This is a genomic window from Arthrobacter sp. NPDC093125 (assembly GCF_044754225.1).
In the GTDB taxonomy this organism is placed as follows: domain Bacteria; phylum Actinomycetota; class Actinomycetes; order Actinomycetales; family Micrococcaceae; genus Arthrobacter.
The window spans coordinates 213,445-239,109 of the sequence record NZ_JBIVOQ010000004.1; the positions used below are offsets into that span (position 1 = coordinate 213,445).

22 protein-coding genes are annotated in these 25,665 nt (G+C 66.1%); 10 read left to right on the plus strand and 12 right to left on the minus strand.

Annotated features, from left to right (window positions below; all coding sequences use genetic code 11):
* Nucleotides 1–84: 84 nt before the first annotated feature.
* A complete protein-coding gene (locus ACIP9X_RS10665; protein ID WP_400479705.1) occupies nucleotides 85–747 on the plus strand; it encodes a response regulator in 663 nt (220 codons plus the stop codon).
* A 153-nt stretch (nucleotides 748–900) separates the two neighbouring features.
* Here ACIP9X_RS10665 and ACIP9X_RS10670 read toward each other — a convergent pair whose 3' ends face one another.
* The 10 genes from ACIP9X_RS10670 to ACIP9X_RS10715 all read right to left on the minus strand — a co-directional run bounded on the left by ACIP9X_RS10670 (nucleotide 901) and on the right by ACIP9X_RS10715 (nucleotide 10,765).
* On the minus strand, nucleotides 901–1,284 hold the full coding sequence (locus ACIP9X_RS10670) for a RidA family protein (RefSeq protein ID WP_400479706.1): 384 nt from the start codon (nucleotides 1,282–1,284) through the stop codon (nucleotides 901–903).
* 88 nt (nucleotides 1,285–1,372) lie between these two features.
* The gene (locus tag ACIP9X_RS10675; protein WP_400479707.1) at nucleotides 1,373–1,876 is read right to left on the minus strand and encodes a GNAT family N-acetyltransferase; all 504 of its coding nucleotides are present in this window, start codon (nucleotides 1,874–1,876) and stop codon (nucleotides 1,373–1,375) included.
* An 80-nt stretch (nucleotides 1,877–1,956) separates the two neighbouring features.
* Nucleotides 1,957–2,868: an inositol monophosphatase family protein gene (locus ACIP9X_RS10680; RefSeq protein WP_400479708.1), complete on the minus strand. Its 912-nt coding sequence runs from the start codon at nucleotides 2,866–2,868 to the stop codon at nucleotides 1,957–1,959.
* A complete protein-coding gene (gene ligA, locus ACIP9X_RS10685) occupies nucleotides 2,865–5,147 on the minus strand; it encodes an NAD-dependent DNA ligase LigA (RefSeq protein WP_400479881.1) in 2,283 nt (760 codons plus the stop codon). The genes ACIP9X_RS10680 and ligA overlap by 4 nt, the downstream gene beginning before the upstream one ends.
* Before the next feature lie 102 nt (nucleotides 5,148–5,249).
* On the minus strand, nucleotides 5,250–5,510 hold the full coding sequence (locus tag ACIP9X_RS10690; RefSeq protein WP_400479709.1) for a hypothetical protein: 261 nt from the start codon (nucleotides 5,508–5,510) through the stop codon (nucleotides 5,250–5,252).
* Nucleotides 5,511–6,075: 565 nt separating this feature from the next.
* On the minus strand, nucleotides 6,076–6,936 hold the full coding sequence (locus tag ACIP9X_RS10695) for a PP2C family protein-serine/threonine phosphatase (protein ID WP_400479710.1): 861 nt from the start codon (nucleotides 6,934–6,936) through the stop codon (nucleotides 6,076–6,078).
* Nucleotides 6,937–7,054: 118 nt separating this feature from the next.
* Nucleotides 7,055–8,185 carry an adenylate/guanylate cyclase domain-containing protein gene (locus tag ACIP9X_RS10700; RefSeq protein ID WP_400479711.1) on the minus strand — a complete coding sequence of 377 codons (1,131 nt, stop codon included), beginning with the start codon at nucleotides 8,183–8,185 and terminating at the stop codon, nucleotides 7,055–7,057.
* 15 nt (nucleotides 8,186–8,200) lie between these two features.
* Nucleotides 8,201–8,773, minus strand: a complete 573-nt coding sequence (locus tag ACIP9X_RS10705; protein ID WP_400479712.1) for a PH domain-containing protein — start codon at nucleotides 8,771–8,773, stop codon at nucleotides 8,201–8,203.
* Entirely contained in the window at nucleotides 8,766–9,734 is a 969-nt protein-coding gene (locus ACIP9X_RS10710; RefSeq protein WP_400479713.1) for a biotin--[acetyl-CoA-carboxylase] ligase, read from the minus strand. Before ACIP9X_RS10710 ends, ACIP9X_RS10705 begins: the two co-directional genes overlap by 8 nt.
* Before the next feature lie 143 nt (nucleotides 9,735–9,877).
* Nucleotides 9,878–10,765 (minus strand): SDR family oxidoreductase, encoded by an 888-nt coding sequence (locus ACIP9X_RS10715; protein ID WP_400479714.1) that lies wholly within the window; start codon nucleotides 10,763–10,765, stop codon nucleotides 9,878–9,880.
* 246 nt (nucleotides 10,766–11,011) lie between these two features.
* On the opposite strand from ACIP9X_RS10715, the gene ACIP9X_RS10720 reads away from it, so the two are divergent.
* The 5 genes from ACIP9X_RS10720 (at nucleotide 11,012) to ACIP9X_RS10740 (ending at nucleotide 17,183) form a co-directional block, all read left to right on the plus strand.
* Complete coding sequence (locus tag ACIP9X_RS10720) at nucleotides 11,012–12,595, plus strand: acyl-CoA carboxylase subunit beta (protein ID WP_400479715.1); 1,584 nt, start codon at nucleotides 11,012–11,014, stop codon at nucleotides 12,593–12,595.
* A complete protein-coding gene (locus tag ACIP9X_RS10725) occupies nucleotides 12,592–12,876 on the plus strand; it encodes an acyl-CoA carboxylase subunit epsilon (RefSeq protein WP_400479716.1) in 285 nt (94 codons plus the stop codon). The genes ACIP9X_RS10720 and ACIP9X_RS10725 overlap by 4 nt, the downstream gene beginning before the upstream one ends.
* A gap of 82 nt (nucleotides 12,877–12,958) precedes the next feature.
* The gene (locus ACIP9X_RS10730; protein WP_400479717.1) at nucleotides 12,959–14,644 is read left to right on the plus strand and encodes a DUF885 domain-containing protein; all 1,686 of its coding nucleotides are present in this window, start codon (nucleotides 12,959–12,961) and stop codon (nucleotides 14,642–14,644) included.
* 175 nt (nucleotides 14,645–14,819) lie between these two features.
* Nucleotides 14,820–16,250 (plus strand): dicarboxylate/amino acid:cation symporter, encoded by a 1,431-nt coding sequence (locus ACIP9X_RS10735; RefSeq protein WP_400479718.1) that lies wholly within the window; start codon nucleotides 14,820–14,822, stop codon nucleotides 16,248–16,250.
* 228 nt (nucleotides 16,251–16,478) lie between these two features.
* Nucleotides 16,479–17,183 (plus strand): alpha/beta fold hydrolase, encoded by a 705-nt coding sequence (locus ACIP9X_RS10740; RefSeq protein WP_400479719.1) that lies wholly within the window; start codon nucleotides 16,479–16,481, stop codon nucleotides 17,181–17,183.
* Between the two features lie 10 nt (nucleotides 17,184–17,193).
* Here the strand turns inward: ACIP9X_RS10740 and ACIP9X_RS10745 are convergent, their stop codons facing one another.
* Nucleotides 17,194–17,784, minus strand: coding sequence for a hypothetical protein (locus tag ACIP9X_RS10745; protein ID WP_400479882.1), 591 nt, complete (start codon nucleotides 17,782–17,784; stop codon nucleotides 17,194–17,196).
* A 220-nt stretch (nucleotides 17,785–18,004) separates the two neighbouring features.
* On the opposite strand from ACIP9X_RS10745, the gene ACIP9X_RS10750 reads away from it, so the two are divergent.
* The 4 genes from ACIP9X_RS10750 to ACIP9X_RS10765 all read left to right on the plus strand — a co-directional run bounded on the left by ACIP9X_RS10750 (nucleotide 18,005) and on the right by ACIP9X_RS10765 (nucleotide 24,060).
* Nucleotides 18,005–18,754, plus strand: a complete 750-nt coding sequence (locus ACIP9X_RS10750) for a TetR/AcrR family transcriptional regulator (protein ID WP_400479720.1) — start codon at nucleotides 18,005–18,007, stop codon at nucleotides 18,752–18,754.
* Between the two features lies 1 nt (nucleotide 18,755).
* Nucleotides 18,756–21,299, plus strand: coding sequence for an MMPL family transporter (locus tag ACIP9X_RS10755; RefSeq protein WP_400479721.1), 2,544 nt, complete (start codon nucleotides 18,756–18,758; stop codon nucleotides 21,297–21,299).
* A 147-nt stretch (nucleotides 21,300–21,446) separates the two neighbouring features.
* Nucleotides 21,447–22,121, plus strand: coding sequence for a Maf family protein (locus tag ACIP9X_RS10760; RefSeq protein WP_400479722.1), 675 nt, complete (start codon nucleotides 21,447–21,449; stop codon nucleotides 22,119–22,121).
* A 124-nt stretch (nucleotides 22,122–22,245) separates the two neighbouring features.
* Nucleotides 22,246–24,060 carry a biotin carboxylase N-terminal domain-containing protein gene (locus ACIP9X_RS10765; RefSeq protein ID WP_400479723.1) on the plus strand — a complete coding sequence of 605 codons (1,815 nt, stop codon included), beginning with the start codon at nucleotides 22,246–22,248 and terminating at the stop codon, nucleotides 24,058–24,060.
* Nucleotides 24,061–24,172: 112 nt separating this feature from the next.
* Here the strand turns inward: ACIP9X_RS10765 and ACIP9X_RS10770 are convergent, their stop codons facing one another.
* Nucleotides 24,173–25,585, minus strand: a complete 1,413-nt coding sequence (locus ACIP9X_RS10770; protein ID WP_400479724.1) for an MFS transporter — start codon at nucleotides 25,583–25,585, stop codon at nucleotides 24,173–24,175.
* Nucleotides 25,586–25,665 lie beyond the last annotated feature (80 nt).

Sequence of the window (25,665 nt, forward strand, 5' to 3'; positions counted from 1 at the left end):
TAAGGCCTTAAGGCAGAACGCGTGGCGGGGGACGGTGGGTCTTCGGGCAGGTTGGACAAAGTGATGGACAAGGATGGGACGAGGATGTCTGAGGATTACCGGGTGCTGATCGTGGACGACGATTTCCACGTCGCCAAACTCCACGCGGCCTACGTTGACTCGGTGGCGGGGTTCTTCGCGCTGCCTCCGGCCGGTTCGGCGTCGCTGGCGCTGCAGTCCATTCACAGCCTCCGCCCGGACCTCGTGCTGCTGGACGTGTACCTGCCGGATGCTTCCGGCCTGGATCTATTGCACCAGCTGGACGTTGACACGATGATCCTCAGTGCGGCCTCCGACGCCGCCTCGCTGCGGACGGCCTTCCGCCGCGGGGCCCTCGGGTACCTGCTGAAGCCGTTTACGTCCGAATCCCTGTCCCAGCAGCTGCGGTCCTACGCCCGGTACCGGCGGATCCTCTCCCAGCCGGGCGCCCTGGACCAGGACACGGTGGAGCGGGCCAAGCGCGCACTCATACCGGGCGACGTCACGCCGTCGTCGCGGCCGCGCTCCGCCACCGAAGCGGCGGTGCTGGAGTCCCTGGTACCGGGCGAGCAGTACTCCGCGGCCGACGTCGCCGGGCGCGTGGGTGTCTCCCGGGCCACCGCCCAGCGGTACCTTTCGTCGCTGGCGGACGACGGCTCCGTCGAGATCCAGCACCGCTACGGCACCACCGGCCGCCCGGAGCACCGCTACGGCCTCCCCCCGTCCTAACCCAGGCAGCGCGAACGGACACTTAAGGCCCCTGTCCCAGGCGCGAACGGGCACTTAAGGCCCTCCCCCAGGCGCGAACGGGCACTTAAGGCCCTCGTGCAGGGCCTTAAGTGTCCGTTCGCGCTCTGCTGGCTGGCGCTTGTCGGGGCTCTGTTAGCTGGCGCTCTTTTGGGCGACGAGTTCGATTTCCACGAGCATCTCCGGGTCCAGGAACGGGAGCACGTGCACCAGGGACAGGGTGGGTCGGATCTCGCCGAAGACCTCGCCGTGGGCGCGTCCGGCATCCTCCCACTTGCTGATGTCCGTCAGGTACAGCTTGGACTGCACGACGTCGGCGAGGGTGAACCCGGCATCGGCGAGAACCTTCTCCAGCTTCTGCAGGATGTACTTGGTCTGCTCGTAGAAATCGCTGCCGACAATGCCGTTCTCACCGCTGGAGGACGTGGCAGAGATGTACAGGGTGTTATCCACCTGGACCGCGCGGGAGTAGCCGAGGGTCTGTTCCCAGACGGAACCGGTGCCGAAAGTCTTGCGCATGGGCGCCTTTCACTGGGGCCGCACGCCACGACGTGCTTTCGCAGCCGGGGGCGGGGCCGGGGAATGAGTCGGCACCACTCTAGGGCGGCTAGACGTCCAGCCGGAAAACCAGCAGTTTTATGTCGGTGCCGGGTACAAACCAGTCACGCTGGGGTGCCCGCCGGAAGCCTGTTTTCCGGTACAGCCCGTGCGCGCTTTCCCAGGTCATGCCGGTGGTCAGGGCGACCCCACTGATGCCCTCCAGCGATTTGGCGTGCTCGATGATCGCCTCGACCATCGCCCGGCCCGCGCCGCTGCGCTGCACTGCCGGGTCCACCACCAGCATCCGGAATTCGAGTTCGTCGTCGAGGGCAATGTCCGCGTACGGTTCGCCGGCGACCGCCAGCGTCACCGAGCCCACGATCCGGCCGGCGCGCTCGGCCACCCAGATTGTCGCCGCGGCCGCGCGTGCGGCAACGTCCTGAATCTGCTTCATGTAGGGGTGGTCGGCATTGTCGAAGTACCCCGCCGCCAGATAGGAATCACGGGTGATCCGGGCTATCTCCCCAAAATCAGCGGGGACGGCGGGACGGACGGTAATCTGCGGCTGCACCTGTCAATGGTAGTGCCGGCACTCCGCCGCGCCCTGCGAAACAGGGGTTTCCGTGACTGACCTATCAGGGCCACGCAGTGCTAGAGCGGGAACTTGCCGGACATTTCGAGCGTGCCGGCGCAGGTCCACGCGGCGAGACGTTCCTCGTCGGACGGCCCGCCGTCGAGCGGGCTGGTCAGCCGGGGCCGGCGCACCCAGCAGCCCGCTTCCTCCGCAATCAAAGCGCCGGCCGAAAAGTCATGCTCGTTCAGGCCCCGCTCGCCGAAGGCATCGTGCGTGCCGTCGGCCACCAGGCAGAGGTCCAGGGCAGCCGAGCCGAGCCGGCGCATGTCCGCGAAGCCGTCCATGAAGCCGCCCAGCGCCGCTGCCTGCTCCGCCCGCACCTCCGGATCGTAGCTGAACCCCGTGGCCAGGATCTGACCCGTTCTTCCGGGGACCGGGCCGGTGAGCTGGACCCGCTTTCCGTTCTGTTCCAGCCACGCTCCCTGACCCCGTGCGGCGTAGTACACGCGCCCCAGCGCCGGAGCGTTGACGACGCCGGCCAGCCAGACGCCGTCGGAATCGGCAACGGCCACCGAGGTGGCGTAGTAGACGATGTTGCGGATGAAGTTTGTGGTGCCGTCCAGCGGATCAATGGACCAGCGCAGTCCGCTGGGATTCTCGGGGCGGGTGGTTCCGTGCTCCTCGCCGGTGATGGTGTCGTGCGGGCGGGCAGCGCGGATGGAGTTTCGGACGGCGTTCTCGGCTGCGACGTCGAAGGCCGTCACCCAGTCGCCTGCGGCGCTCTTGTTGCTGACGTCGGCAAGGTCCAGGGAGCTTTCGCTGCCCGGCAAGTCGTTCTGTGCTGGGTCAGTCAGGGTTGGGTCAGCCAGGGATGGGTCGTGCCGCGTGGAGTCCTGGCGTCTGGAGTCCTGGCGTGTGGAAAGGACCGCAGCGCCGGCCGCAGCCGCCGCCTTTGCCACCTTAAGCAACCCGTTCACGTCCTGGCTCATTCGGCGCCGTCTCCGTCCAGGCCGGCGGACGCTTCCTCAGAATCACCGGCGGCCCCGTCATTGTCCCCGTCGCCGCGAGCATCGCCGTTGGCGCCGAACGCCCCCGGGCCTTTGGCCAGCAACTCCCGGAATCCGTCCTCATCGAGGACAGGAACGCCCAGTTGTTCTGCCTTGTCCAGTTTGGTGCCCGCGTTGTCACCGGCCACCAGGTAGCTGGTCTTCTTGGATACTGAACCGGCTGCCTTGCCTCCGCGGATGAGGATGGCTTCCTTGGCTTCGTCACGGCTGAAGCCCTCCAGGGTCCCGGTGACCACGACGCTCAGCCCTTCGAGGGTGCGGGGCGTGGATTCATCCCGCTCATCCTCCATGCGCACTCCGGCCGCGGCCCAGCGATCGATGATGTCGGTGTGCCAGTCCTCGGCAAACCATTCCTTGAGTGCGGCGGCGATCGTCGGACCAACGCCGTCCACACCTGCAAGTTCTTCCTCCGAAGCATGCCGGATGGCGTCCATGGTGCCGAAGTGGTTGGCGAGGGCCCGCGACGCCCGGGGTCCGACGTGCCGGATGGACAGCGCCACCAGGACCCGCCACAGCGGCTGGGTCTTGGCTTTTTCGAGTTCCTTGAAGAGCTTCTCCGTGGTGGCCGTGGGCTTGGACGGCGTCTTCGCTGTGCCTTTGCTGTAGAAATACGGCACGAGCTCGTACTCCCCCGTACCAACGCCCTTGGAGCGTTTCTCGCGCCGGATCCTTACCGGTGCCAGGTCCTCGGGCGTGAGGTCGAAGAGGGCAGCTTCGGTGGTGAGCGGAGGAACGTCCGGTTCCGAAGGCTGGGTGAGGGCGATGGCGGCTTCCCAGCCGAGCGCTTCGATATCGAACGCACCGCGGCCGGCGAGGTGGAAGACGCGTTCACGGAGCTGTGACGGGCAGGACCGCGCGTTGGGGCAGCGGATGTCGACGTCGCCCTCCTTAGCCGGAGCGAGCGGGGTACCGCAGGACGGGCATTCTGTGGGCATGACGAAGTCGCGGACCGGCGGGTCCTGCTGGTCCCGCAGCGCCAGCACCGGGCCCACAATTTCGGGGATCACGTCCCCGGCCTTGCGCAGGATCACGATATCGCCGATCTTCACGCCCTTGGCCTTGACCACCTCTTGATTGTGCAGGGTGGCCATTCCCACGGTGGAGCCTGCGACCTTCACAGGCTCCATGATGCCGAACGGTGTGACACGTCCGGTCCGTCCGACATTGACCGTGATGTCCCGCAGCTTGGTGTGTACCTCTTCGGGCGGGTACTTGTAGGCCACGGCCCAGCGCGGAACCCGGGTGGTGAAGCCCAGTGCGCGCTGTGTGGCGAAGTCGTCCACCTTCACCACGATGCCGTCGATCTCGTGGAGCAGGCTGTGGCGCTTGTCCCCGTACTTGGCAATGAATTCCAGGACCTCGGGCAGGCTGCCGAGCACTTCGAAGTACGGGCTGACGGGCAGCCCCCATTCCGCGAGCTTCTTGTATGTTTCGGACTGGCTGGCGCTCGGAAGCCCGTCACGGGCACCGATGCCATGGACGAACATTTTCAGCGGGCGCTTGGCTGTTTCAGCAGGATCCTTCTGCCGGATGGAACCGGCTGCGGCGTTCCGGGGATTGGCCAGCGGAGCCTTGCCCGCCTCGATCAGGGCCTCATTGAACTCGGCGAAAGCCTTCGAGGGAATGAAGACCTCGCCACGGACCTCCATCTCGGCCGGGAATCCGGTGCCGGTGAGCTGCTGCGGGATTTCCTTGATGGTGAGCACGTTGTGCGTGATGTCCTCACCGGTGGTGCCGTCACCCCTGGTGGCGGCGCGGACCAGTTTGCCGTCGCGGTACAGCAGGTTGACGGCCAGTCCGTCGATCTTCAGCTCGGTCAGCCAGGCCGCCTGCGGGCTTCCGATTTTTGCGATGGACGCCTCCGCCTTGGAGACCCAGGCTTCCAGCTCCTCCAGGGAAAACACGTCCTCGAGGCTGTACATCCGCTGCAGATGTTCGACGGCGGCAAAGGCTGCAGACACTTCCCCGCCCACCTCTTGCGTAGGCGAATCGTTGGAGACCAGCTCAGGATGGAGCGCTTCAAGCTCCTCAAGCCTGCGGAACAGGGTGTCGAACTCGGCATCGGAGACGAGGGGCTGGTCCTCCTGGTAGTAGGCGAACCTGTACTTCCTGACGAGGTCCACCAGGTTCTGGTACTCGTCGCGCACCGACTCGGACGGAATCGCTTCCGGTTCGAGCTGGTCGGTTCCGGATGCTGCCATGTCTGCGGGACCTGATGCTGTGCTCACAGACCTATCTTGCCCTACGGCCGCGACATTTTGCCGATGCCCGCTGTTGCCGGCGGAGTCACCGGCAAGCCGTGATTACCAGTGCGAGGCGAGACGGTTCCGGATCCAGAAAGCGAAAGCGAGTCCGCCAAGGCCCACCAGCAGGACGCCTCCCATGAGGACGAGGAGGCCGAAGATTCCGACTCCCGGCCCGTTGTCCTCTGCGCTGACAACGGCCGCCTGGGTCGGTTCGGCCGCGGATCCGATGGGCGTGGTCCAGCCGGACTCAGCCGGCGCGCTGAACGTGGGGGCACTGGTGGTCGATGAAGGCGAAGGGGTGGCGGCCGGTACTGCCACGGCAGGAGCCACGGGAACGGCCACACCGCCGGCAGCTGGCGCTACAGGGCGCGGAACCTCTGCAGTAGGCGCCGGAACCCGGGCGGCAGCGGGCGCCGGCGGCTTCGGTTTGACGGGTACCGGTGCGGGTGCAGGCGCAGGTGCGGGTGCCCCCGTCGGAGCAGGGACAGGGGCCTGCGAGGGTGAGGCCGGTGAGGTTGTGGGGGCCGGAGCGGGTGTGCTCGGAGCAGGTGCAACAGGAGAGGGCGAGGGCGGGCAAGCTTCCGGCAGGCAAGTTGTGGCATTCACTGGGCCACCGGCCCCAACCGAGGCGGTGAGTGCCAGCGCGGAGGCTGCCAGTCCGGGCAGCACAAGCGTCCGCAGGCTGGTAGGTCGGATCATGTGGTTACCTTTGCTGGGCGCGCAGGGCTCTCCCGCACCGGGTTTTGTCCCGGGTATCTTCCTATACCCGCCTCCCCATTACCAAATTCCCTACGGGCGGTTTCCGGCGGCAGCGCGATCTCACAGCGTTTCATCGTCGGGCCGCAACAGCGATGCCGCCGGGCGGAATTCGCCGCGCCGGCAGCTACTTGGGCTGCTGTGGAAGCGGCAGGGTGTCCTCTTCCTCGTTCTCGGCAGCGGTCCTTGGCGCAGGTGTGGAGGGAACATCCCCGTTCACGACATTGCGCGCGTCCACCACGATGACGGTGATGTTGTCCCGCCCGCCGCCTCTCAGCGCAGCCTGGATCAGCTGGTCTGCGGCCTCCTGCGGGTCCGCGACGTTGTTGAGAATGTCGAACATCTGCTCGTCACTGACTTCACCGTTGAGTCCGTCGGAGCAAACCATCATCCGGTCGCCCTCTTCGATCGGAAGCAGCCAGTAATCCGCTTCCGTGTCATCGCCCGCGCCCAGTGCCCGCGTCACCACATGGCGGCGGGGGTGGACGCTGGCCTGCTCGGCTGTGATCTCCCCCGTATCCACCAGTTCCTGCACTTCGGAGTGGTCCACACTGACCTGCGTCAGACGGTCTTGGTTGAGGCGGTAGGTCCGCGAATCCCCGATATTCAACACCAGCCAGTAGGGAATGCCCATCTGTTCCACCACCACGACGCCGGTCAGGGTGGTGCCCGCCCGCGAGCCGGTGGCAGCACGAATGGACTCGTCGGCGACGTTGAGATAATGCTGGACCTGCGAAGCCGTGGCCGTGCGCTCACCAGTCGCGAGCTGGGGCAGTTGCGCCAAGGCGTGCACGCACATGCCGCTTGCCACTTCGCCCGCTTCGTGGCCTCCCATACCGTCGGCCACAGCAAACACAGGTTCAGACGCGATGAAGGAGTCCTCATTGAGCTCGCGGCGCAGGCCGCGGTCAGTTCCATAGCCACAGCTAAGAGTGACGCCTGGCTTGCTGCCGCCTGTTTCAGCGCTGGCCGCCTGCTGCGAATTCATGCCTGGTTCCTTTCCCCCGGCTCCCCCTGCCTAGGGGGATGCTACCGCTAAACCGATCAAGTTGCGCCGCCGCCCCGCAGCGCTGCAGTAACTTGCCCCGGCGCAGGAACTGCCGGCACTAGTCCAGCACGAGCCCCTTGCCCTGGCCGCGCGCAAGAACGACCGGCTGGATTTCGCCAAAACCACGGACGTTTTCCGCTTCCTGGGGAATAAGCACAAAGCGCTCGTCCTGGTCCAGGGCGGCCGCGGTCATGGAGTCGATCAGCACAGTGCCGGGGTCCGCCAGCGTGGTCAGGCGCGCGGCGAGGTTGACGGTGGGTCCGTATATGTCGCCGAGGCGGGACAAAATCCGGCCCCACACCATGGCCACCCGTGCCTCCGGAAGGATCTCATCCCGGGTGAAGGCCTCGGCCAAAGCCAGCGAAATCTCGGCACCCGCGGCGGGGGTTTCGGCGATGTAGAGGACTTCATCGCCAACAGTCTTCACCAGCCGGCCGCCGCCGACGGAAATAATTTCAGCGCATTTGTTTTCAAACCGCTGCACCAGCTTGGCCAGAGTCTGTTCGTTCATGCGGCGGGAGAGGCTCGTGTAGGAGACCAGGTCGGCGAAGCCGACGGCACGGGCGAGGGGAAGCGGAGCGTCGTCCTCGTCGCCTTCCCGGCCCTCCTCGCTGGCCTGCAGACCGGCTTCGGCACGGACGGCAAGGCGGTGTACGGCAGCGTTCAGCTGCCGCCGCCAGGAGTACACGAGCATCTCCTCGAGCGGGTCAACGAGCGCGGGCAGTTCATTCACCAGCCGTTTCCGGGCCATCGCGTCGGTGACACCCTGCTCATGGACCATGTCCTCCACGAGCGCCTCGATCTGCCAGACCACCATGCGGTCCGTCATCTGGCCGATGGCCCGCGTCACCGATATTGCGGCCTCTTCAGTCAGCTTGCCGGTCCGGACGAGATCAACCGTGGTGTTCAGGGCCGCCTGGTCCCGCTCGGTAAAGGCGACTTCCTCGTCTCCAAGGTTGGGGAAACCCAGGGCGCGCCACAGCTTCCGTGCCGACAGCAGCGACAGGCCCGCGCCCGCGGCCACCTCACGGCGGCGCAGCTTGCGCTCACCGCCGAGCAGCCTGGTTTCAAGGGCCTTGATGGCGATCCGGTCGGCAGACAGCGTGCCGGTGGAAGGAGCACTGACGACGGGGTCCTCCGCCCCAGCGGCACCCGACTCCTGGCTCACGCGCTGATCCTCATCGTTCATCTCTCCCACCTTCTCTCACATCCCGCGGAATCCCGCGTCCGGGCCGTCCGGCGCCTGGCCCCGTTCATAAAACTCATCCCTCGGAAGCTCACTGAGAGCGTCCAGCACAAACCTGTGGAAAGTGGCGACTTCGGGCACGTCCCGCAATACGGCGCTGAATTGGTGCCCGGCATCCAAGGATATAGTCCCCGAGCGCAACATCCGCTGGAGCACCGTCTGGGTGACAGTGACATTACGCACGGAACCCAGGAACACCTGCCGGTCCCGCCGGCGCATCATGCCGTAGCGGGCCAGGATTCTGCGGTTGGTGAGGTAGTACCGTGTGGACTGCCACCGCAGCAGCCGCGGCAGGCAGTATCCGAGGAGCACCCACAGGGCGGCCAGCCCGCAGCCGGCCACCAGCCAGATGGTCCAGTCGGCCGGAAGGTCCGGATACAGGCTCCGCACGCCTCCGCGGATGATCCAGGCACTGGCGAATGCGGCCAGCGCAGGTGCCAGAATAAACACCATGGCCGGCAGGAACAGCGCCCTGGGTTGCGGGCGGGTCATGACGATGACCTGCTCGCCGGGCAACAGGTCTTTACGCATTACCGCTTTCTGCACGCTCCTCTGGCGGAGACCACGGACGCAGGTGGATAACGTCCCCCGCCGTCACGGCGTGCTCGTGGGCAGAGGCGTCCACCACCAGCAGGGAGCCGGAGTCATCCAGCCGGGTAGCGTGGCCGGTGATTTCGTGGTCGCCAGGCAGGTGGGCGCGGACCTGCTGCCCCAGGGTCACCATGACCGCCTCCACACGCTTATGCAGTGAAGGCCCGCCGGCGAGTCCCGCGGTGGGGTCGCCGTCGGCATTGCAGAAGCTGCGGTACAGCGTGCAGAACTTTGACAGGTAGCTCTTCAGCAGTGCCGTCCGGTCCACCGTCCGGGCACCCTCAAGCTGCACCGAGGTGGCTGTGGGGACGGGCAGCTCAGACTCGGTCAGCGTCACGTTCAGTCCGGTGCCGAGGATCACCGGCGGCACAGTCCCGTCCCCCATGGGTCCGAGCTGGGCCAGGATGCCGGCGATTTTCCTGCCATGCACCAGGACATCGTTGGGCCACTTCAGCTCGGCCGGCAGCCCGGCGGTCTCCAGCAGGGCCTCGCGGAGTGCGAGGGCGGCCAGGAGCGAGAGCCAGGAGTAGGTCTGGGTCGGCAGCGGCCTGCCGTCGGCGTTGACAGGGCGCAGGACGATCGACACGAGGACGGAGCTGCGTTCCGGCGCCTCCCACACACGGTCCAGCCTGCCGCGCGCGGCTGTCTGGTGCTCGGCGGTGAGGACGGCGAGGTCCGGCCAGGCCTTCGGCTCGACGGTGACAGCGCGCAGGAGATCAGCGTTGGTGGAGCCGGTGACGTCCATTACGGACAGCTGCGGGATGCCGTGCGCGGACAGGAAGTCGGCGTCGGACAGCGCTTCCCGGTCCAGCGCTTCCCGGTCCAGACCGGCATGCTCCGGCCGCCCGTCCAATCCGTTCGGGCGTACTTCCGGGCTTTCGTCAGGGCGTGCGGCATCCATACCTGAATCCTATCGACTCGCCGGGCCACGCGGCCGGGAAGCCTGTGGCCAGCGGCGGGCTCACAGGAAGATGCCAAGCGCGAACGTACACTTGTGGCCCCAATTCCGGATGGAAAAGGGGCCACAAGTGTACGTTCGCGCTGTCACAAAAAGATGTCGGGGACGAGGTCGGCCTCGGCCGCACCCAGGCTGTAGGGCCGGAAATCGGTGACGCCCGCCGCGGCCAGCACTTCTTCATCCGTGTAAAAGTTTCCGGAATGCCGGGCGCCGTTCTTGAGATTGGCTCCGGTAAGCACGGCATGGGCCGCATCCGCCATGATCTGCGGGCTCCGGGCAGCGCGGACCATCGGCCCGCCGCCGGGAAGGTTCCGGATGGCCGCCGTGTCGATCAGCGTGCACGGCCACAGGGAGTTGACGCTGATGCCGTCGGCCCTGAGCTCCTCCGCGAGGCCGAGGGTGGTCAGGCTCATGCCGTACTTGGCCATGGTGTAGGCCAGGTGCCTGCCGGCCCACCTGGGCTCCAGGTTCAGCGGCGGCGAAAGAGTGAGAATGTTGCCCCCGGACGACTTGCGGAGCGCGGGCAGCGCCAGCTTGGACAGCAGGAAGGTGCCCCGGACGTTGATGTCCTGCATGAGGTCGAAGCGCTTCATGTCGACGTCGTCCGTGCGGGAAAGGTCGATTGCCGAGGCGTTGTTGATGACGATGTCGATACCGCCGAAGCGTTCGACGGCGGCACTCACCGCGTGCGCCACGTCGTCGTCGTTGCGGACATCGCCCACGAGAGGAAGCGCATGCCCGCCGGCGGCGTCCAGGTCCTCGGCGGCAGAAAACACCGTGCCCGGGAGCTTTGCGTGAGGCCGGCCGGTCTTGGCCAGCAGGACGATGTTGGCACCGTCGCTGGCAGCCCGGAGCGCGATGGCAAGACCGATGCCGCGGCTGCCGCCGGACATCAGGATGGTCCGGCCCCGCAGTGAACCGGTGGCCTGATAGGGCGTGACGGCGGCGGGCAAAGCGTCATTGCTTGAGGTCATAGGGACACTCTAGCGGGATAATGTTACCGACGGGTAACTTGGCCTCCCCTGCCGACGCTGCCGTTGAAAATTGTAGGATCCCTACAGCAGCCCCCGGAAAATGCGTCACTAGACTAGCCATCGGGGTCTTTGATTTGTACGGAAGCTACTTAATGCAGCCGTCCACCACCGGTTAAGGAGCCCCGCATGACGCTGCTGCAGCACGCAACAGCTACAGCAAAACAGCTACAGAGCCGGAGACACTTCATGAGCCACGATCTGACCACGACGGCGGGAAAGATTGCCGATTTCCGCGACCGCCAGGCCAGCGCCGAGCAGCCCTCCGGCCCGGAAGCAATCGAAAAGCAGCACGCCCGCGGCAAGAACACCGCCCGCGAGCGCATCGACCTTCTCGTGGACGCCGGCTCTTTCGTGGAGTTCGATGCCTTGGCCGTCCACCGGTCCACGGCCTTCGGGATGGAAAAGAAGAAGCCGCTCGGCGACGGCGTCGTGTCCGGCTACGGCACCGTTGACGGACGCCTCGTCGCGCTCTACAGCCAGGACTTCAGCGTCTACGGCGGGTCGCTGAGCCAGGTCAACGGCGAAAAAATCGTCAAGGTCCAGGAATTCGCGCTGCGCAACGGATGCCCCGTGGTGGGCATCAACGACGGCGGCGGCGCCCGCATCCAGGAAGGCGTGGCGTCCCTGGCAATGTTCGCCGACATCTTCCGCAACAACGTCCACGCCTCCGGCGTGGTCCCCCAGATCTCCCTGATCATGGGCCCGTGCGCCGGCGGTGCGGCCTACTCCCCCGCGCTCACCGACTACGTGGTGATGGTGGACAAAACATCCCACATGTTCATTACCGGCCCCGACGTCATCAAGACTGTCACCGGCGAAGACGTGGACATGGAGACCCTCGGCGGCGCCCGGCAGCACAATGCAACCACCGGCACCTCCACCTACCTGGCCTCGGATGAAGCCGACGCCATCGAGTTCGTCCGGGAACTGCTGGACTTCCTGCCCTCCAACAACCTTTCGGAGGCCCCCGTCCTGGAGCACCAGCAGGAGCTGGAGCTCGACGACGACGACCTCGCCCTGGATGTACTGATCCCGGACTCCGCCAACCAGCCGTACGACATGCGAAAAGTCATCGAACAGATCGTCGATGACGCCCACTTCCTTGAGATGCAGTCCCTGTACGCACCGAACGTGATCATCGGCTATGGCCGCGTCGAGGGCCATACCGTAGGCATCGTGGCCAACCAGCCCATGCAGTTTGCGGGCACCCTGGACATTTCGGCCTCCGAAAAGGCGGCACGCTTCGTACGCCACTGCGATGCCTTCAACATTCCCATCATCACCCTGGTGGACGTCCCGGGCTTCCTGCCGGGCAAGGACCAGGAGTTCCAGGGCATCATCCGCCGCGGGGCCAAACTCCTGTACGCCTACGCGGAGGCCACGGTGCCGAAGCTGACAGTCATTACCCGGAAGGCCTACGGCGGGGCTTACATCGTCATGGGTTCCAAGAAGCTCGGCGCTGACCTCAACCTGGCCTGGCCAACGGCGCAGATCGGCGTCATGGGCGCGCAGGGCGCCGTCAACATCCTCTACCGGCGCGACCTCGCTGCCGTCGCCGAAGCGGGCGGTGACGTCGAGGCCAAGCGCTCCGATGTCATCCGCCAGTACGAGGAGGAGCTGCTCAACCCGTACCAGGCCGCTGAACTTGGCTACGTTGACGCGGTCATCGCACCCTCGGACACGCGGATCCAGATCATCAAGGGGCTCCGGGCGCTCCGCGACAAGCGCGCCAGCCTTCCCACCAAGAAGCACGGAAACATCCCGCTGTGAACGCGAAAAAGCCGCAGGTTGAGCGCCGCGAAACTCCTGAGCGCGCTGAAACCGTTGAGCCGGCCGAAACCGTTCGGCCGGCCGAAGCGCCGCTCTTCTCCGTCCTCAAAGGGAATCCCACGCCGGAAGAGCTGGCGGCGCTGACCGCCGTCGTGCTTTCCCTCGGGCCGGGAGAAACGGCCGAGGCCGGCAAGCCCAGCGTGCGCCACTGGGTGCGGCGGCAGCAGCTGCGGCTGGCACCCACGCCCGGTCCGGGCGCATGGAAGCGAAGCCGCGGCTAGCGGAGGCCGGCGCCTAACGAAGCCTCGCCAACAAAATTCAGTAAGTCTTTCGTAACTGGATCTGCGCCGTTAGTCTCGTGGGGTGACTAGTGAAACCTCAGCGCCAGCGCGCCCCCGGACCGCCATTGATGCCGTCGCCGACGCCTACACGGACACCCTGGTCCGGCTTAACCCCAGCTTCGCCACCATCCTTGGCGTGCCCGGGCACGACACGGAGTTCCAGGACTTTTCGCCTGCCGGCATCGAAGACTTCGCAGCCGCCGCACGGGAAACCCTGGCTGCCCTCGACGGGCTTGATCCGGTGGACGAGGTCGACGCCGTCACTCTTGACGCAATGCGTGAGCGTCTTGGCCTGCAGTTGGAGTTCCACGAATCAGGGTGGGACAAGGCCGAGCTCAACAACATCGAGTCCCCCGCCCAGAACATCCGGTCCATCTTCGACCTCATGCCCTCGGACACGGAGGAGCACTGGGAGAACATCGCCGGCCGCGCCGCCAATGTTCCCGGTGCCGTCCGCGGCTACATTGAATCGCTGCGTGCAGCCAAGGAGGCGGGGCGTGTTTCTGCTGCCCGCCAGGTTGCCATCGTCATAGAGCAGACCACCAAGTACGCCGCTGAAGACGGCTTTTTCGCAAAGCTCGCCGCCAGCGCACAGACCGCGGACGGGCCGCTGCCTGCCGCGCTCCGGGAAAAGCTCGACGCCGGTGCTGCCGCCGCCCGGAACGCTTACGCAGAGCTCGCTGCGTTCCTCAAGGAGGAACTGCTGCCCGTGGCGCCGGCAAAGGACGCCGTGGGACGGGAGCGGTACGCACTCGCGTCCCGCGGCTTCCTCGGCGCCGCTGTGGACCTCGAGGAAACCTACGCGTGGGGCATCGGAGAACTGGAGCGGATTATCGCCGCGCAGGAGGCCGTAGCCAATGAAATCCGGCCGGGCGCCTCGGTTGCGGAAGCCAAGCAGATCCTGAACAGCGACCCCGCGCGCCAGCTCAAGGGGAAGGAAGCCCTGCAGGCGTGGATGCAGGAGCTTTCGGACCGGGCGATCACCGAGCTCTCCGGTGTCCACTTCGACATCCCCGACGCCATGAAAACGCTCGAATGCCTCATCGCCCCGACCGACGAGGGCGGCATCTACTACACCGGCCCGTCCGACGACTTCAGCCGGCCCGGGCGCATGTGGTGGTCAGTGCCTGCGGGCGAGGACACCTTCACCACCTGGGCTGAAACCACCACCGTGTTCCACGAGGGCGTTCCGGGACACCACCTGCAGGTGGCCACTGCCGTCTACCGGCGCGAACTCCTGAACAGCTGGCGCCGGAACGTCTGCTGGACCTCCGGCCACGGCGAGGGGTGGGCGCTATACGCCGAAAAGCTGATGGAGGAGCTTGGCTACCTCAAGGATCCGGGCGACCACATGGGAATGCTGGACATGCAGCGGATGCGGGCCGCGCGGGTGGTCTTCGACATCGGCGTGCACCTGGAACTGGACATGCCGGCGCGGTGGGGCTCCGGGCCGTGGACGCCGGAGAAGGGCTTCGAATTTCTCAGGGCGAACCTCGACATCAGCGAGGGCAACCTGCAGTTCGAATTCGCGCGCTACCTCGGCTGGCCGGGGCAGGCGCCCTCCTACAAGGTGGGCCAGCGGCTGTGGGAGCAGATCCGCGCCGAACTCGAATCCCGCCCCGGCTTCGACCTCAAGGCGTTCCACACGAAGGCACTGAACATCGGCTCCGTAGGACTCGACACCCTCAGGCGCGCCATGCTCGGCTAACTGCAGCCCCGCTACTGCGGCGAGATGTTTGCCACACTGGCTGAGGGAATAACTTCATAAAACGTTGCTCCTGCGCCGATATTCCGGGCATTTCGACTGCAAGGAGCGACTACTGCTGCGTAATATTTCTCAATGAGGAGTGGAAGCTGTATTTTGCGCACCCTAGCTTGATGGGGTGAGCACTCAAACCAGCACCCCTCCTTCGTCCGGATCATCCGGATTCCAGCTGCCCCGGTGGGCAGGCTCCTTCGCCTTCCAGATCATCGCTGCCCTGATCGTGGGACTCGGTCTTGGCCTGCTGGCCAAGTACACCGGCAGCACCAAAGCCAGCCCCAACGCTCTGGGCGCGACGCTGCAGACCATCGGCTCGAGCTATGTCTCGCTGCTGCAGACCGCCGTCGTGCCCCTGATCTTCACCGCGGTGGTGAGCTCCATTTCCAACCTCCGCGAAGTTTCCAATGCTGCACGGCTGGCCTGGAACACCCTGCTGTGGTTTGCCATCACATCCCTGGTCGCCGTGCTGATCGGCATCGGCCTCGGCGTGCTGCTGCAGCCTGGCGCGAACACCGGTATTTCCGGTGAACCCGAGGAGTACTCCGGCAAGTCGGGTGACTGGTGGGCGTTCCTGACCGGCCTGTTCCCCAAGAACTTCCTCGGCCTTGGTGCAAGCTCCACCGTGGCCGAATCCGGCGCAGTAGTAACCACGGCCGTCAGCTTCAACGTGCTGCAGATCCTCGTGATCGCGATCGCCGTCGGCATTGCGGCCCTCAAGGTCGGTAAGCAGGCCGAGCCCTTCCTGGCCCTCAACGCCTCGGCGCTGGCAGTGATCCAGAAGGTCCTGTGGTGGATCATCCGGATTGCGCCGCTGGGCACCGTCGGCCTGATCGGCAACGCCGTGGCCGTCTACGGCTGGGACACCATCGGTTCGCTGGGCAAGTTCACGGCCGCCGTCTACATCGGCCTGGCCCTCGTCATCTTCGGCGTCTACCCCGTGCTGGTCCGGTCCCACGGGCTGTCCGTCAAGCAGTACTTTTCCGGCGTCTGGCCGGCCGTGCAGCTTGCCTTCGTCTCCCGGTCATCCATCGGTACCCTTCCGCTGACCCAGCGCGTGACCGAGCGGAACCTCGGCGTTCCCCGGGGTTATGCCTCCTTCGCCGTCCCGCTGGGCGCGACCACCAAGATGGACGGCTGCGCCGCCATCTACCCCGCGATTGCAGCCATTTTCGTGGCGCAGTTCTTCGGCATCGAGCTGGACTTCAGCCAGTACCTGCTGATCGCGCTGGTGTCCGTGCTCGGCTCAGCGGCAACTGCCGGCACAACCGGCGCCGTGGTCATGCTCACGCTGACCCTGTCCACGCTGGGACTGCCGCTGGCCGGCGTCGGCCTCCTGCTCGCCGTCGACCCCATCCTGGACATGGGCCGCACCGCGGTCAACGTCGCCGGGCAGGCTCTTGTCCCCACACTCGTGGCCAAGCGCCAGGGCATCCTGGACGAGGGGCTGTACAACGCCCCCCGCGCCGGCGACCCCTTCCAGGACGACGCACCTGCAGCAGGCGCAGCACCGGCTGCAGACAAAGCGCCGGAACTGGCGGACGCGAAGCGCTGACAGCCCTTTACAGCGGCCCAATTCGCTGAGCCGCGGACCGCGCAGCTGGTAAGAAACGCCTGTGACCCGGGACTTCCCGGGGCACAGGCGTTTTTTCACTGCCTGCCGGACCGGGGCAGCGTGGGTCCCGTCTCCCTGCCTCGTGGTTGGATGGAACACAGTTCCCGCGGCCTAAGGCCTGCGAGCACGCAGTGGCACTGCTACCAGGGGCGCGGTAGGGTACCCGGCATGGACGTCATTCTGGTTCCCGGGTTCTGGCTCGATGCATCCTCGTGGTCCGAGGTTACTCCCCCGCTCACTGATGCCGGGCACACAGTCCATCCGCTGACGCTGCCCGGGCTGGAGGCTCCTGATGCGGAGCGAAGCGGCATCGGGCTGAGCGACCATATCAGGGCCGTCGTGGAAACAGTTGACGGCGTTGACGGCCATGTGATCCTCGTAGGCCATTCCGGCGGTGGTGCGATCATTCACGGCGTGGTGGACGCCCGGCCCGACCGCGTGGCGCGCGCCATTTATGTGGACAGCGGGCCTCTCGGTGAGGGCGGCGTCATCAACGATGAACTGCCGGCCGAAGGTGACGAGATACCGCTGCCGCCGTGGGACGGCTTCGAGGAGGAAGACCTCGTGGACCTGAATGATGATCTTCGTGCCATGTTCCGGGCGCGTGCCATCCCCCAGCCCAAGGGCGTGGCGTACGACCGGCAGCACCTTCATGATCAGCGCCGCTACGACGTGCCTGCCACCGTCATTGCCTGTGAGTTTCCCAGCAGCCTGCTCAAGGAGTGGATGGATGCGGGCCACCCGTACGTAGAGGAACTCGCCCGCATCCGTGACGTCGATCTGATGGACCTGCCCACAGGGCACTGGCCGCAGTTCACCAAGCCGGCAGAACTCGGCAAGGCAATCCTGGCCGCGGTGGACCGTTCGGCCTAGGGGTATCCCGTCAGTGACGTCCGCCGATCACCCCCTGTTCCACTGCCTTCAAAACGGCATCCGCCTCCGCCCGGGTAAGCGTGCCGTCCGCAACAGCCTGGTCCAGCCGCGGCTTCAGGTCCCCAGCCCGGCTCTTGCGGGCCTCGGCCCGGAGTTCCTCCAGGGCGGCCTTCACTTTGGCCTCATCGATCCCCAGTGACTTCGCCAAGGATGCGGCCAGCGCCGCGTCCTTCGCTGCCCGGTCCGGCTTCTGCGCGCCTGCCCGGGGACCGGCAGACCGATTCTCCTGCCGGAATGTCCTTAGAGCGCCTGCCACCTTGGCTTCGTCCACTCCCAGCTTGGCCGCCAGCGCCGAGGCTTGCGCTCCGCGCAGCCCCTGGCCGTGGCCCCGGCCGTGACCTAGGCCGTGGCCTTTCCCCAGGCCTTTGTCCTGCCTACTGCCTGGCGTCTGGCCGTCAGGGGCCGCGTTCGCGGAGGGGCTGCTGGAGTTGGGGGCCGGTGGGGCTGTTGTCGCGGAGGCCATTCCTGTGGCGCCCAGTCCGGCGCCGAGCGCCACTGCCGCAGCGCCGAGGCTGAGTGCGACTTTCTTCGTACGGTTCATGATCTTCTCCTCGATCTGCAGGACGCTGGCGGCCCCGTCGCCGCCGGCCGTTACGGCCATGGCAACAGGATGCACCTTCGACGTTGCTCTTTTCCTATGGCTCAGCTGTGAAGTGGATGTGAATTCGGGGCTGGAACCGGCTCTTGCTGTTTCGTCTCCAGCTCCAAGGCTCACCGGAATAAACTTGCACAAAGTGCAAACATGCACGTAGTGTAATTGAGTGTCCACTTCCAGTTCCTCCAACCGGCAATCCGCAACCCCCGCTGCGGCCGGTACTGCCCCGTCCGGCACTGCCCCCTCCCGGCGGGAGCTGAACAAGGCAGCCACCCGTCAGGCGATTTCCACCTCCACACTCGAGCTGCTCCGCCGTAAGGGACCGGGCAACTTCACCGTCGAGGACATCGCAGACGCCGCCGGAGTGTCCCGCCGCACGTTCTTCAATTACTTCAACAGCACCGAGGCAGCCATCGCGTCAGTGACGCACGGCTTCCTCGACACCGTGCTTGAGCAGTTCCGCCTGCGGCCGGCGGACGAGCCGATCCTTGAGTCAGCCCGGGCAGCCCTCGTGGAGCTTGCGGACCCCATGACGATCGCCCCGATGGCCGAGCTCTTCAGCCTGACGCAGGCCAGCCCGGTGCTGGCACGCTCAGAACTCGAGGCCTGGGACCACTGCACCGAGCAGATCATCGCCGCCGCCCGCGAGCGGGCGGTCCACCATCCGGCTAACCAGATGGACGAGCTGTATCTCCGGGCTCTTGCCGGTTCCGTCATCTCCTGCGGCAAGGCCGCCATGGAAATCTGGTTCGACCGCTGCGGAACTGACCTTTCAGCCGAATCTTTGGCCATTCTCCGGCAGTTGCTGATCGACTCCATGGTCCTGCTCGGTTCCGGCTTTACAGCGCCCGTACAAAAACACCCGCCTGCACACCACAACAACCCTTCCGCCCCGCACTCCCCAGAACGGTCCTGACATGGCACTTCTCCTGTATCGGCTCGGCAAATTCTCCTACCGGCACCGCTGGCTCGTTATTTCGCTGTGGCTGGCCGTCCTGGTGGCCGTGGGAGGGGCTGCCGCCGCTTTCCACGGCACAATGTCCAACAACTTCCAGATCCCTGGCACTGAGACCCAGCAGATGGCAGACAAGCTCAAGAAGGAGCTGCCCGCTGCTTCCGGCGGTGCCGCCGGGATCGTCTTCGAGGCCGGGGATACCGGCTTCACGCAGGCCGGCCGGGAGGCGGTTGCCGCCGCGCTGGCCAAGCTTGAAACCCTCCCCGACGTGCAGGGAACGGTCGACCCGTTCGCCGCTCAGGCACAACTCGACCAGGCCACGGGAGACACTGCAGCCGGTGAGAAACAGGCCGCGGCGGGCAGGGTCCGGCTGGACGAGGCTGCCGCTGAGCTCGCCGCGGGCAAGGAGCAGCTTGCCGCTGCTGAAGCCCAGATGAGTGCGGCAGGGTTTCCTGCCGCAGCCATCGAGGCGCAGCTCGGCCAGCAGAAGGCTGCCCTGGCCGCCGGCCAGGACAAGCTCGACGCCGGCACCACGGAACTGGAGGCCGGGAACGTGAAGCTGGCCCTCGCCAAGCGCCAGCTGGAATCCTCCGAAGGCATGCGGTTTGTTTCCGAAGACGGCAAGGCTGCGATCGCGCAGGTCCAGTTCAAAACCTCCATCAACGGACTGGACCCAGAGGTGCGCCAGCAGGTACAGGACATCGCCAACGAAGTCACCTCTGCCGGGGTTACCGCACTTGCCAGCAAGGAAATCACCGAGGACGTCTCCGAAGTGTTCGGCGTGGCGGAGATCATTGGGGTGGCTGTCGCCGCCCTCGTCCTGATCATCGTGCTCGGGACCCTGATCGCCGCCGGGCTGCCCCTGCTGATGGCACTGGTGGGAGTGGCTGCAGGTGTCGGCGGCACCTTCGCCCTGAGCAGCGTTGTGGACATGAGCTCCATTTCCCCGATGCTCGCGCTGATGCTGGGGCTGGCCGTCGGCATCGACTACTCCCTGTTTATCGTCAACCGGCACCGGAACCAGGTGCTGGCCGGCATGGACGAGGAAGAGTCGGTGGCGCTCGCAACGGGCACGTCCGGCAACGCTGTCCTGTTCGCCGGCCTGACCGTCATCATCGCCCTTGCCGCCCTTGTGGTCCCGGGACTCCCGTTCCTCGGCGTCATGGGTCTGTCAGCCGCCGCAACGGTGGGAGTCGCCGTCGTGGTTGCCCTGACCCTCACGCCGGCGATCCTTTCCCTCATCGGCCGGAAGCTGATTTCCAAACGGGCATGGGCCAAGGCCGCAAGCCACAACGCGGATCCGAACCACGAGGCCGACGATCTCCTGAAGGAGGAGCACCGCAGCAGCCGCGGCTGGGGCGGCCTCGCCACCAGGCACCCGGTCATGGCCGTACTGGCCGGCGTCCTGCTGCTCGGACTCATGGCCCTGCCGGCCAGCCAGCTGAGGCTCGCGCTGCCCGACGGCGGGTCTGAACCGGCCGACTCGCAGGCCTTCAAGGCCTATGACGTCACCAGCCGCAGCTTCGGCGAGGGCATGACGGGACCGATCGTCGTCGTCGGCGATTTCCCGGCAGGCCTCAGCGAAGCGGAGGCGCAGGCCAAGCAGCTTGACGTCGCGGACATCCTCCGCGGCACAGAAAACGTCACGGCCGCCGTCCCCGTCGCCCTGAGTGATGACCGCCGCACCGCCGTCTTCCAGGTCATTCCGCGCGAGGGGCCGGCCAGCGCCAGCACCGTTGACGTGGTCTCCGAACTGCGTGCCGAGAAAGCCGCCATCAATGAGGCCACCGGCGTCAGCATTGGTCTGACGGGCCAGACCGCGGGCAACATCGACGTTTCAACCAAGCTTGGTGACGCCCTGCCGCCCTACCTGGCCATTGTGGTGGGACTCTCGCTGCTCCTCCTGCTGCTGGTGTTCCGTTCAGTCGTGGTCCCACTGCTGGCTACAGGCGGGTTCCTGCTGTCGCTGGCGGCTGCCTTCGGCGCGGTTGTTGCTGTCTACCAGTGGGGCTGGCTGGGGACGGTCTTCGGCGTGGACAACCCGGGCGCGGTGCTGAGCTTCCTGCCCATCATCCTGATCGGCGTGCTGTTCGGCCTCGCCATGGATTACCAGGTGTTCATCGCCTCCGGCATGCGCGAGTCCTACATGCACGGGGAAACCGCGAAACACGCCGTCCGCTCCGGATTCAGCCATGCCGCCGCGGTGGTTACGGCTGCAGCGATCATCATGGTCAGCGTGTTCTCCGGCTTCATCTTCTCGCACCTGAACATGGTCCGCCCGCTCGGCTTCGCGATGGCGGTCGGCGTCCTCATTGACGCGTTCGTGGTGCGCATGACCATCGTCCCGGCCGTGATGTACTTGCTCGGCAACAAGGCCTGGTGGTTGCCGCGCTGGCTTGACCGGATACTGCCCGACGTGGACGTGGAAGGCGCAAAGCTCCGCAAGCCCGGCCCGGCGCCGGCTGATGCTCCCGCAGCCGAACCCGCCGACGTGGCCGCACGCTGACGTCCCCGTTCCTGGAGCCGCCCGCTGATCATCTTGATTGGCGGGCGGCTCTCTTCGTGGGAGGGGTGGTTTCAACGTGCGACATTATTAGCCTGTTGGGTTGCGGGCCCCGGACGGTTTCAGCCCCGCTGCAACTAGGCTGGTGCAGTGACCCGCCTCATTCTCGCTTCCCAGTCCCCCGCCCGCACCAAGCTGCTCAGCAATGCGGGCATCGCCCATGACGTCCTCGTCTCCGACGTGGACGAGGACGCCGTCCAGGCACGCTACGGCGTGACGGATCCGCACGACACCGCCCTGCTCCTGGCACGGGCCAAAGCCGAGGCGGTGGCTTCCCTGCCCGAGGCGGACGGCGCGCTGGTGATCGGCTGTGATTCCGTCTTCGAATTCGACGGCGAAGCCCACGGCAAGCCCTACACACCTGAGCTCGCGAAAGAACGGATGCTCCGGATGAGCGGCAGCATGGGCGTGCTGCACACCGGCCACTGGCTGGTGGATTGCCGGGACACCGATGGTTCCGACGACGGCGAACACGGCTCAGGCGCGACCGTGGGCTCGGTGTCTTCGGCCGAAGTCCATTTCATGGACATGAGCGAGGGCGAGATCGACACGTACATCGCCACGGGCGAGCCGCTGCAGTGTGCCGGATCCTTCACGATCGACGGCTACGGGGGCGCCTTCATCCGCAAGGTCGACGGTGACCCGCACACCGTCGTCGGGCTCTCCATCTCCACCCTGCGCGGCCTGCTCGGCCAGGCACAAGTGAACGTCACCGAGCTGTGGACCGGCGGCGCCGCCGATCCGGCAGAGGTCAGGGCCGAGTAGACCGATTTGCGGCTCCTTGTAGCAACCCTACAAAGCAATGGCCGCCTACACGCGGATTCCGCCAGTAATATCGGCGGAATCCTCAAAATCAGGCTAGGCTCCCTGAAGGAAAGAAGGAGACGCCTTGTCAGTTAAGCCGGAGCAGTCCGCAGGCCCAGTGCACGCAAACCTCACGAAGGTCCTGATCGCGAACCGCGGTGAAATCGCCGTACGCATCATCCGGGCAGCCCGGGACGAAGGCATCGCCTCCGTCGCCGTGTATGCCGAGCCCGACCGCGACGCCCTGCACGTCCGCCTCGCGGACGAGGCCTACGCCCTGGGCGGCAACACCGCCGCCGAGTCGTACCTGGTGATGGACAAGCTGATCGAGGCAGCCCGCCAGTCCGGCGCCGACGCCATCCACCCCGGCTACGGCTTCCTGGCCGAGAACGCCCAGTTCGCCGCGAAGGTCATCGACGCCGGCATCACCTGGATCGGCCCGTCCCCGGAGGCGATCTCCGCGCTGGGCGACAAGGTCCAGGCCCGCCACATCGCCGAAAAGGTCGGCGCACCGCAGGTACCCGGAACGGCAGACCCCGTAGGATCCGCCGAAGAAATCCTCGAGTTCGTTGACAAGTACGGCCTTCCCGTCGCCATCAAGGCCGCCTTCGGCGGCGGCGGCCGCGGCATCAAGGTTGCGCGCACCCGCGAAGAAATCCCGGAACTCTTCGAATCGGCTGTCCGCGAGGCGACCGCAGCATTCGGCCGCGGCGAGTGCTTCATCGAGCGGTTCCTGGACGCCCCCCGTCACGTGGAGACGCAGTGCCTGGCCGACGCGTACGGCAACGTCGTCGTGGTTTCCACCCGCGACTGCTCCCTGCAGCGCCGCAACCAGAAGCTCGTGGAAGAGGCACCGGCACCGTTCCTCACGGAAGAGCAGAACCGCCGCCTCTACGAGTCCTCCAAGGCGATCCTCAAAGAGGCCCGCTACCTCGGCGCCGGAACCTGCGAATTCCTCGTGGGTCAGGACGGCACCATCTCCTTCCTTGAGGTCAACACCCGCCTCCAGGTGGAGCACTGCGTGTCCGAAGAGGTCACGGGTATCGACCTTGTCCGCGAGCAGTTCCGCCTGGCCCGTGGCGAGAAGCTGGGCTACGACGACCCGGAGGTCCGTGGCCACTCCATCGAATTCCGCATCACTGGCGAAGACCCGGGCCGGAACTTCATGCCCGCCCCGGGCACCATCACCACGCTGAAGAACCCCACCGGTCCCGGCGTCCGCATCGACTCCGGTGTGGAGCAGGGCGACGTCATCAGCGGCAACTTCGACTCGATGCTGTCCAAGCTGATCGTCACCGGAGCCACACGCACGCAGGCGCTGCAGCGCTCCCGCCGGGCGCTTGAAGAGATGGTGGTGGAAGGCATTCCCACCGTCATCCCCTTCGACCTTGCCGTGGTCAGCCACCCGGATTTCGCCCCCGAGGAGGGGCCCTTCAGCGTCCACACGCGCTGGATTGAGACCGAGTTCGTCAACGAGCTGCCTGCCTGGACGCCCGGCGGCGCCGGAACCGAAGCCGCGGAGGAGGCCGGCGGACGCCGGACCGTCGTGGTGGAGGTCGGCGGCAAGCGGCTGGAAGTCGCCCTTCCCGCCTCGCTCGGCTTCAGCGGCGTTGTCTCCGGCGCCGGAAAGCCGGCCAAGTCCAAGAAGCGGAGCCGGTCCGGCGGTGCGGCTGTGGCGGTGGGCGGCAACGCCCTGACCTCCCCCATGCAGGGCACCATCGTGAAGGTGGCCGTCGCGGAGGGCGACGTCGTCGCCGAAGGTGATCTCGTCGTCGTACTGGAAGCCATGAAGATGGAGCAGCCGCTGACCGCCCACCGTTCCGGCACCGTCACGGGGCTGGCCGCAGCCGCCGGCCAGACAGTGGCGGCCGGTGCCGTCATCGCCACCATCGAGGACTGAATGCGCGCATGAAAATGCCCGGTGTGAATTTCACACCGGGCATTTTCAAATTCCCGTTGAATGTTGTCCGGCCACCGCCCGGCGGTGGCCGGCCAACAATCAGGACCAGGGCTTAGGCCACGTTGTTTTCGTAGTCCGTGTCCTTGGTTTCCCGGGTGATCCACAGTGCAATGAAGGTGAGCACCGCAGCGGCAGCCATGTAGACGCCGACCAGCCAGGTGCTTCCGCCGGCGGCCTGCCACAGGGCAATGGCAACGAACGACGCCGGGGCGGCACCGATCACGCTGGAGAGGTTGTACGCCACGGCGGAGCCGGTGTACCGGACATTCGCGGGGAAAAGTTCCGGCAGGATCGCTGCCATGGGACCGAACGTCAGGCCCATCAGCGTGAATCCGACGATGAGGCCGACGATGGCGGCGCCGGGGCCGGGGCCGAACATGGTGAACCACAGCACGCCGAACACAAAGATGCCTGCGGTGACGCCCAGGAGGAACTTGCGGCGTCCCCACCTCTCGGCCAGCGGGCCGGACACAAGCGTGAAGATGCCGAAGAAGACGACGCCGAGAATCAGCATCCACAGGAAGTCACCGCGGGGAACGCCCAGGCCGGGAACGAAGTTGGCGATCTCGGCGGCGGACATCGGCTTGCCTGCCTTCTCGGCTGCGGCCTGGGCGGCCTCAACGGAGGCCGGCTTGGTGCCGTAGGTCAGGGTGAAGGACGTCATGATGTAGAACAGCACGTAGGTGGCGAACATGATGAAGGTTCCTGCCAGCACCGGGCGCCAGTGGCTCTTAAACGTCGCCGTGAATGGAACCTTCGCCACCTTGTCTTCCTTCAGCACCTTCTGGAAGGACAGGCTCTCCACCAGCTTCAGCCGGACGTAGAGTCCAACGATGACCAGCACGGCGCTCAGCAGGAACGGCACCCGCCAGCCCCAGGCGAGGAAGTCTTCGGCGCTGAGGGTGGCGTTGAACCAGATAAAGAGCAGGTTGGCCAGGATGAAGCCGATCGGGGCGCCGAGCTGCGGGAACGTTCCGTAGATGGCGCGCTTGCCCTCGGGGGCGTTCTCGGTGGCCAGCAGCGCAGCGCCGGACCACTCACCGCCCAAGGCAAGGCCCTGGGCGAAACGCAGCAGGACGAGCAGCAGCGGCGCGAAGATGGCCCAGCCGGGGACCGATGCCGTGGGCAGCAGCCCAATGAGGAACGTGGCGAGGCCCATGGTGAGGAGGGAGGCGACCAGTGTGCCCTTGCGGCCGAACTTATCGCCGAAGTGTCCGAAGAGAACAGATCCGATGGGGCGGGCGATGAACGCGACGCCGAAAATTGCAAAGGAGCTCAGAAGGGCGTTGATTTCCGTGGCTTCAGGGAAGAAGAGCCGCGGGAAGACGAGCACCGACGCAGTCGCATAGATGTAGAAGTCGTAGAACTCGATCGTCGTTCCGATGAGGCTGGCAAAGATCACTTTGCCTTTGGAGTTCACCGGTTTGGCAGTGCCATGTTCCGTTGACGTTGCAGGGGATGACATGTAGTGGCGCTTTCTAGGACTGGACGGAATTCGCTGCCGACGCCGCCCGACTAAGAGACAAAAACAGAGTTCAATATTAG

Excerpts from the sequence above, each read along its gene's own strand:
- ACIP9X_RS10665 (WP_400479705.1), top strand. The coding sequence starts at position 85 with ATGTCTGAGGATTACCGGGTGCTGATCGTGGACGACGATTTCCACGTC.
- ACIP9X_RS10670 (WP_400479706.1), bottom strand. The coding sequence starts at position 1,284 with ATGCGCAAGACTTTCGGCACCGGTTCCGTCTGGGAACAGACCCTCGGC.
- ACIP9X_RS10680 (WP_400479708.1), bottom strand. The coding sequence starts at position 2,868 with ATGAGCCAGGACGTGAACGGGTTGCTTAAGGTGGCAAAGGCGGCGGCT.
- ligA (WP_400479881.1), bottom strand. The coding sequence starts at position 5,147 with ATGGCAGCATCCGGAACCGACCAGCTCGAACCGGAAGCGATTCCGTCC.
- ACIP9X_RS10695 (WP_400479710.1), bottom strand. The coding sequence starts at position 6,936 with ATGAATTCGCAGCAGGCGGCCAGCGCTGAAACAGGCGGCAGCAAGCCA.
- ACIP9X_RS10700 (WP_400479711.1), bottom strand. The coding sequence starts at position 8,185 with ATGAACGATGAGGATCAGCGCGTGAGCCAGGAGTCGGGTGCCGCTGGG.
- ACIP9X_RS10705 (WP_400479712.1), bottom strand. The coding sequence starts at position 8,773 with ATGCGTAAAGACCTGTTGCCCGGCGAGCAGGTCATCGTCATGACCCGC.
- ACIP9X_RS10710 (WP_400479713.1), bottom strand. The coding sequence starts at position 9,734 with ATGGATGCCGCACGCCCTGACGAAAGCCCGGAAGTACGCCCGAACGGA.
- ACIP9X_RS10715 (WP_400479714.1), bottom strand. The coding sequence starts at position 10,765 with ATGACCTCAAGCAATGACGCTTTGCCCGCCGCCGTCACGCCCTATCAG.
- ACIP9X_RS10720 (WP_400479715.1), top strand. The coding sequence starts at position 11,012 with ATGAGCCACGATCTGACCACGACGGCGGGAAAGATTGCCGATTTCCGC.
- ACIP9X_RS10740 (WP_400479719.1), top strand. The coding sequence starts at position 16,479 with ATGGACGTCATTCTGGTTCCCGGGTTCTGGCTCGATGCATCCTCGTGG.
- ACIP9X_RS10745 (WP_400479882.1), bottom strand. The coding sequence starts at position 17,784 with ATGAACCGTACGAAGAAAGTCGCACTCAGCCTCGGCGCTGCGGCAGTG.
- ACIP9X_RS10755 (WP_400479721.1), top strand. The coding sequence starts at position 18,756 with ATGGCACTTCTCCTGTATCGGCTCGGCAAATTCTCCTACCGGCACCGC.
- ACIP9X_RS10770 (WP_400479724.1), bottom strand. The coding sequence starts at position 25,585 with ATGTCATCCCCTGCAACGTCAACGGAACATGGCACTGCCAAACCGGTG.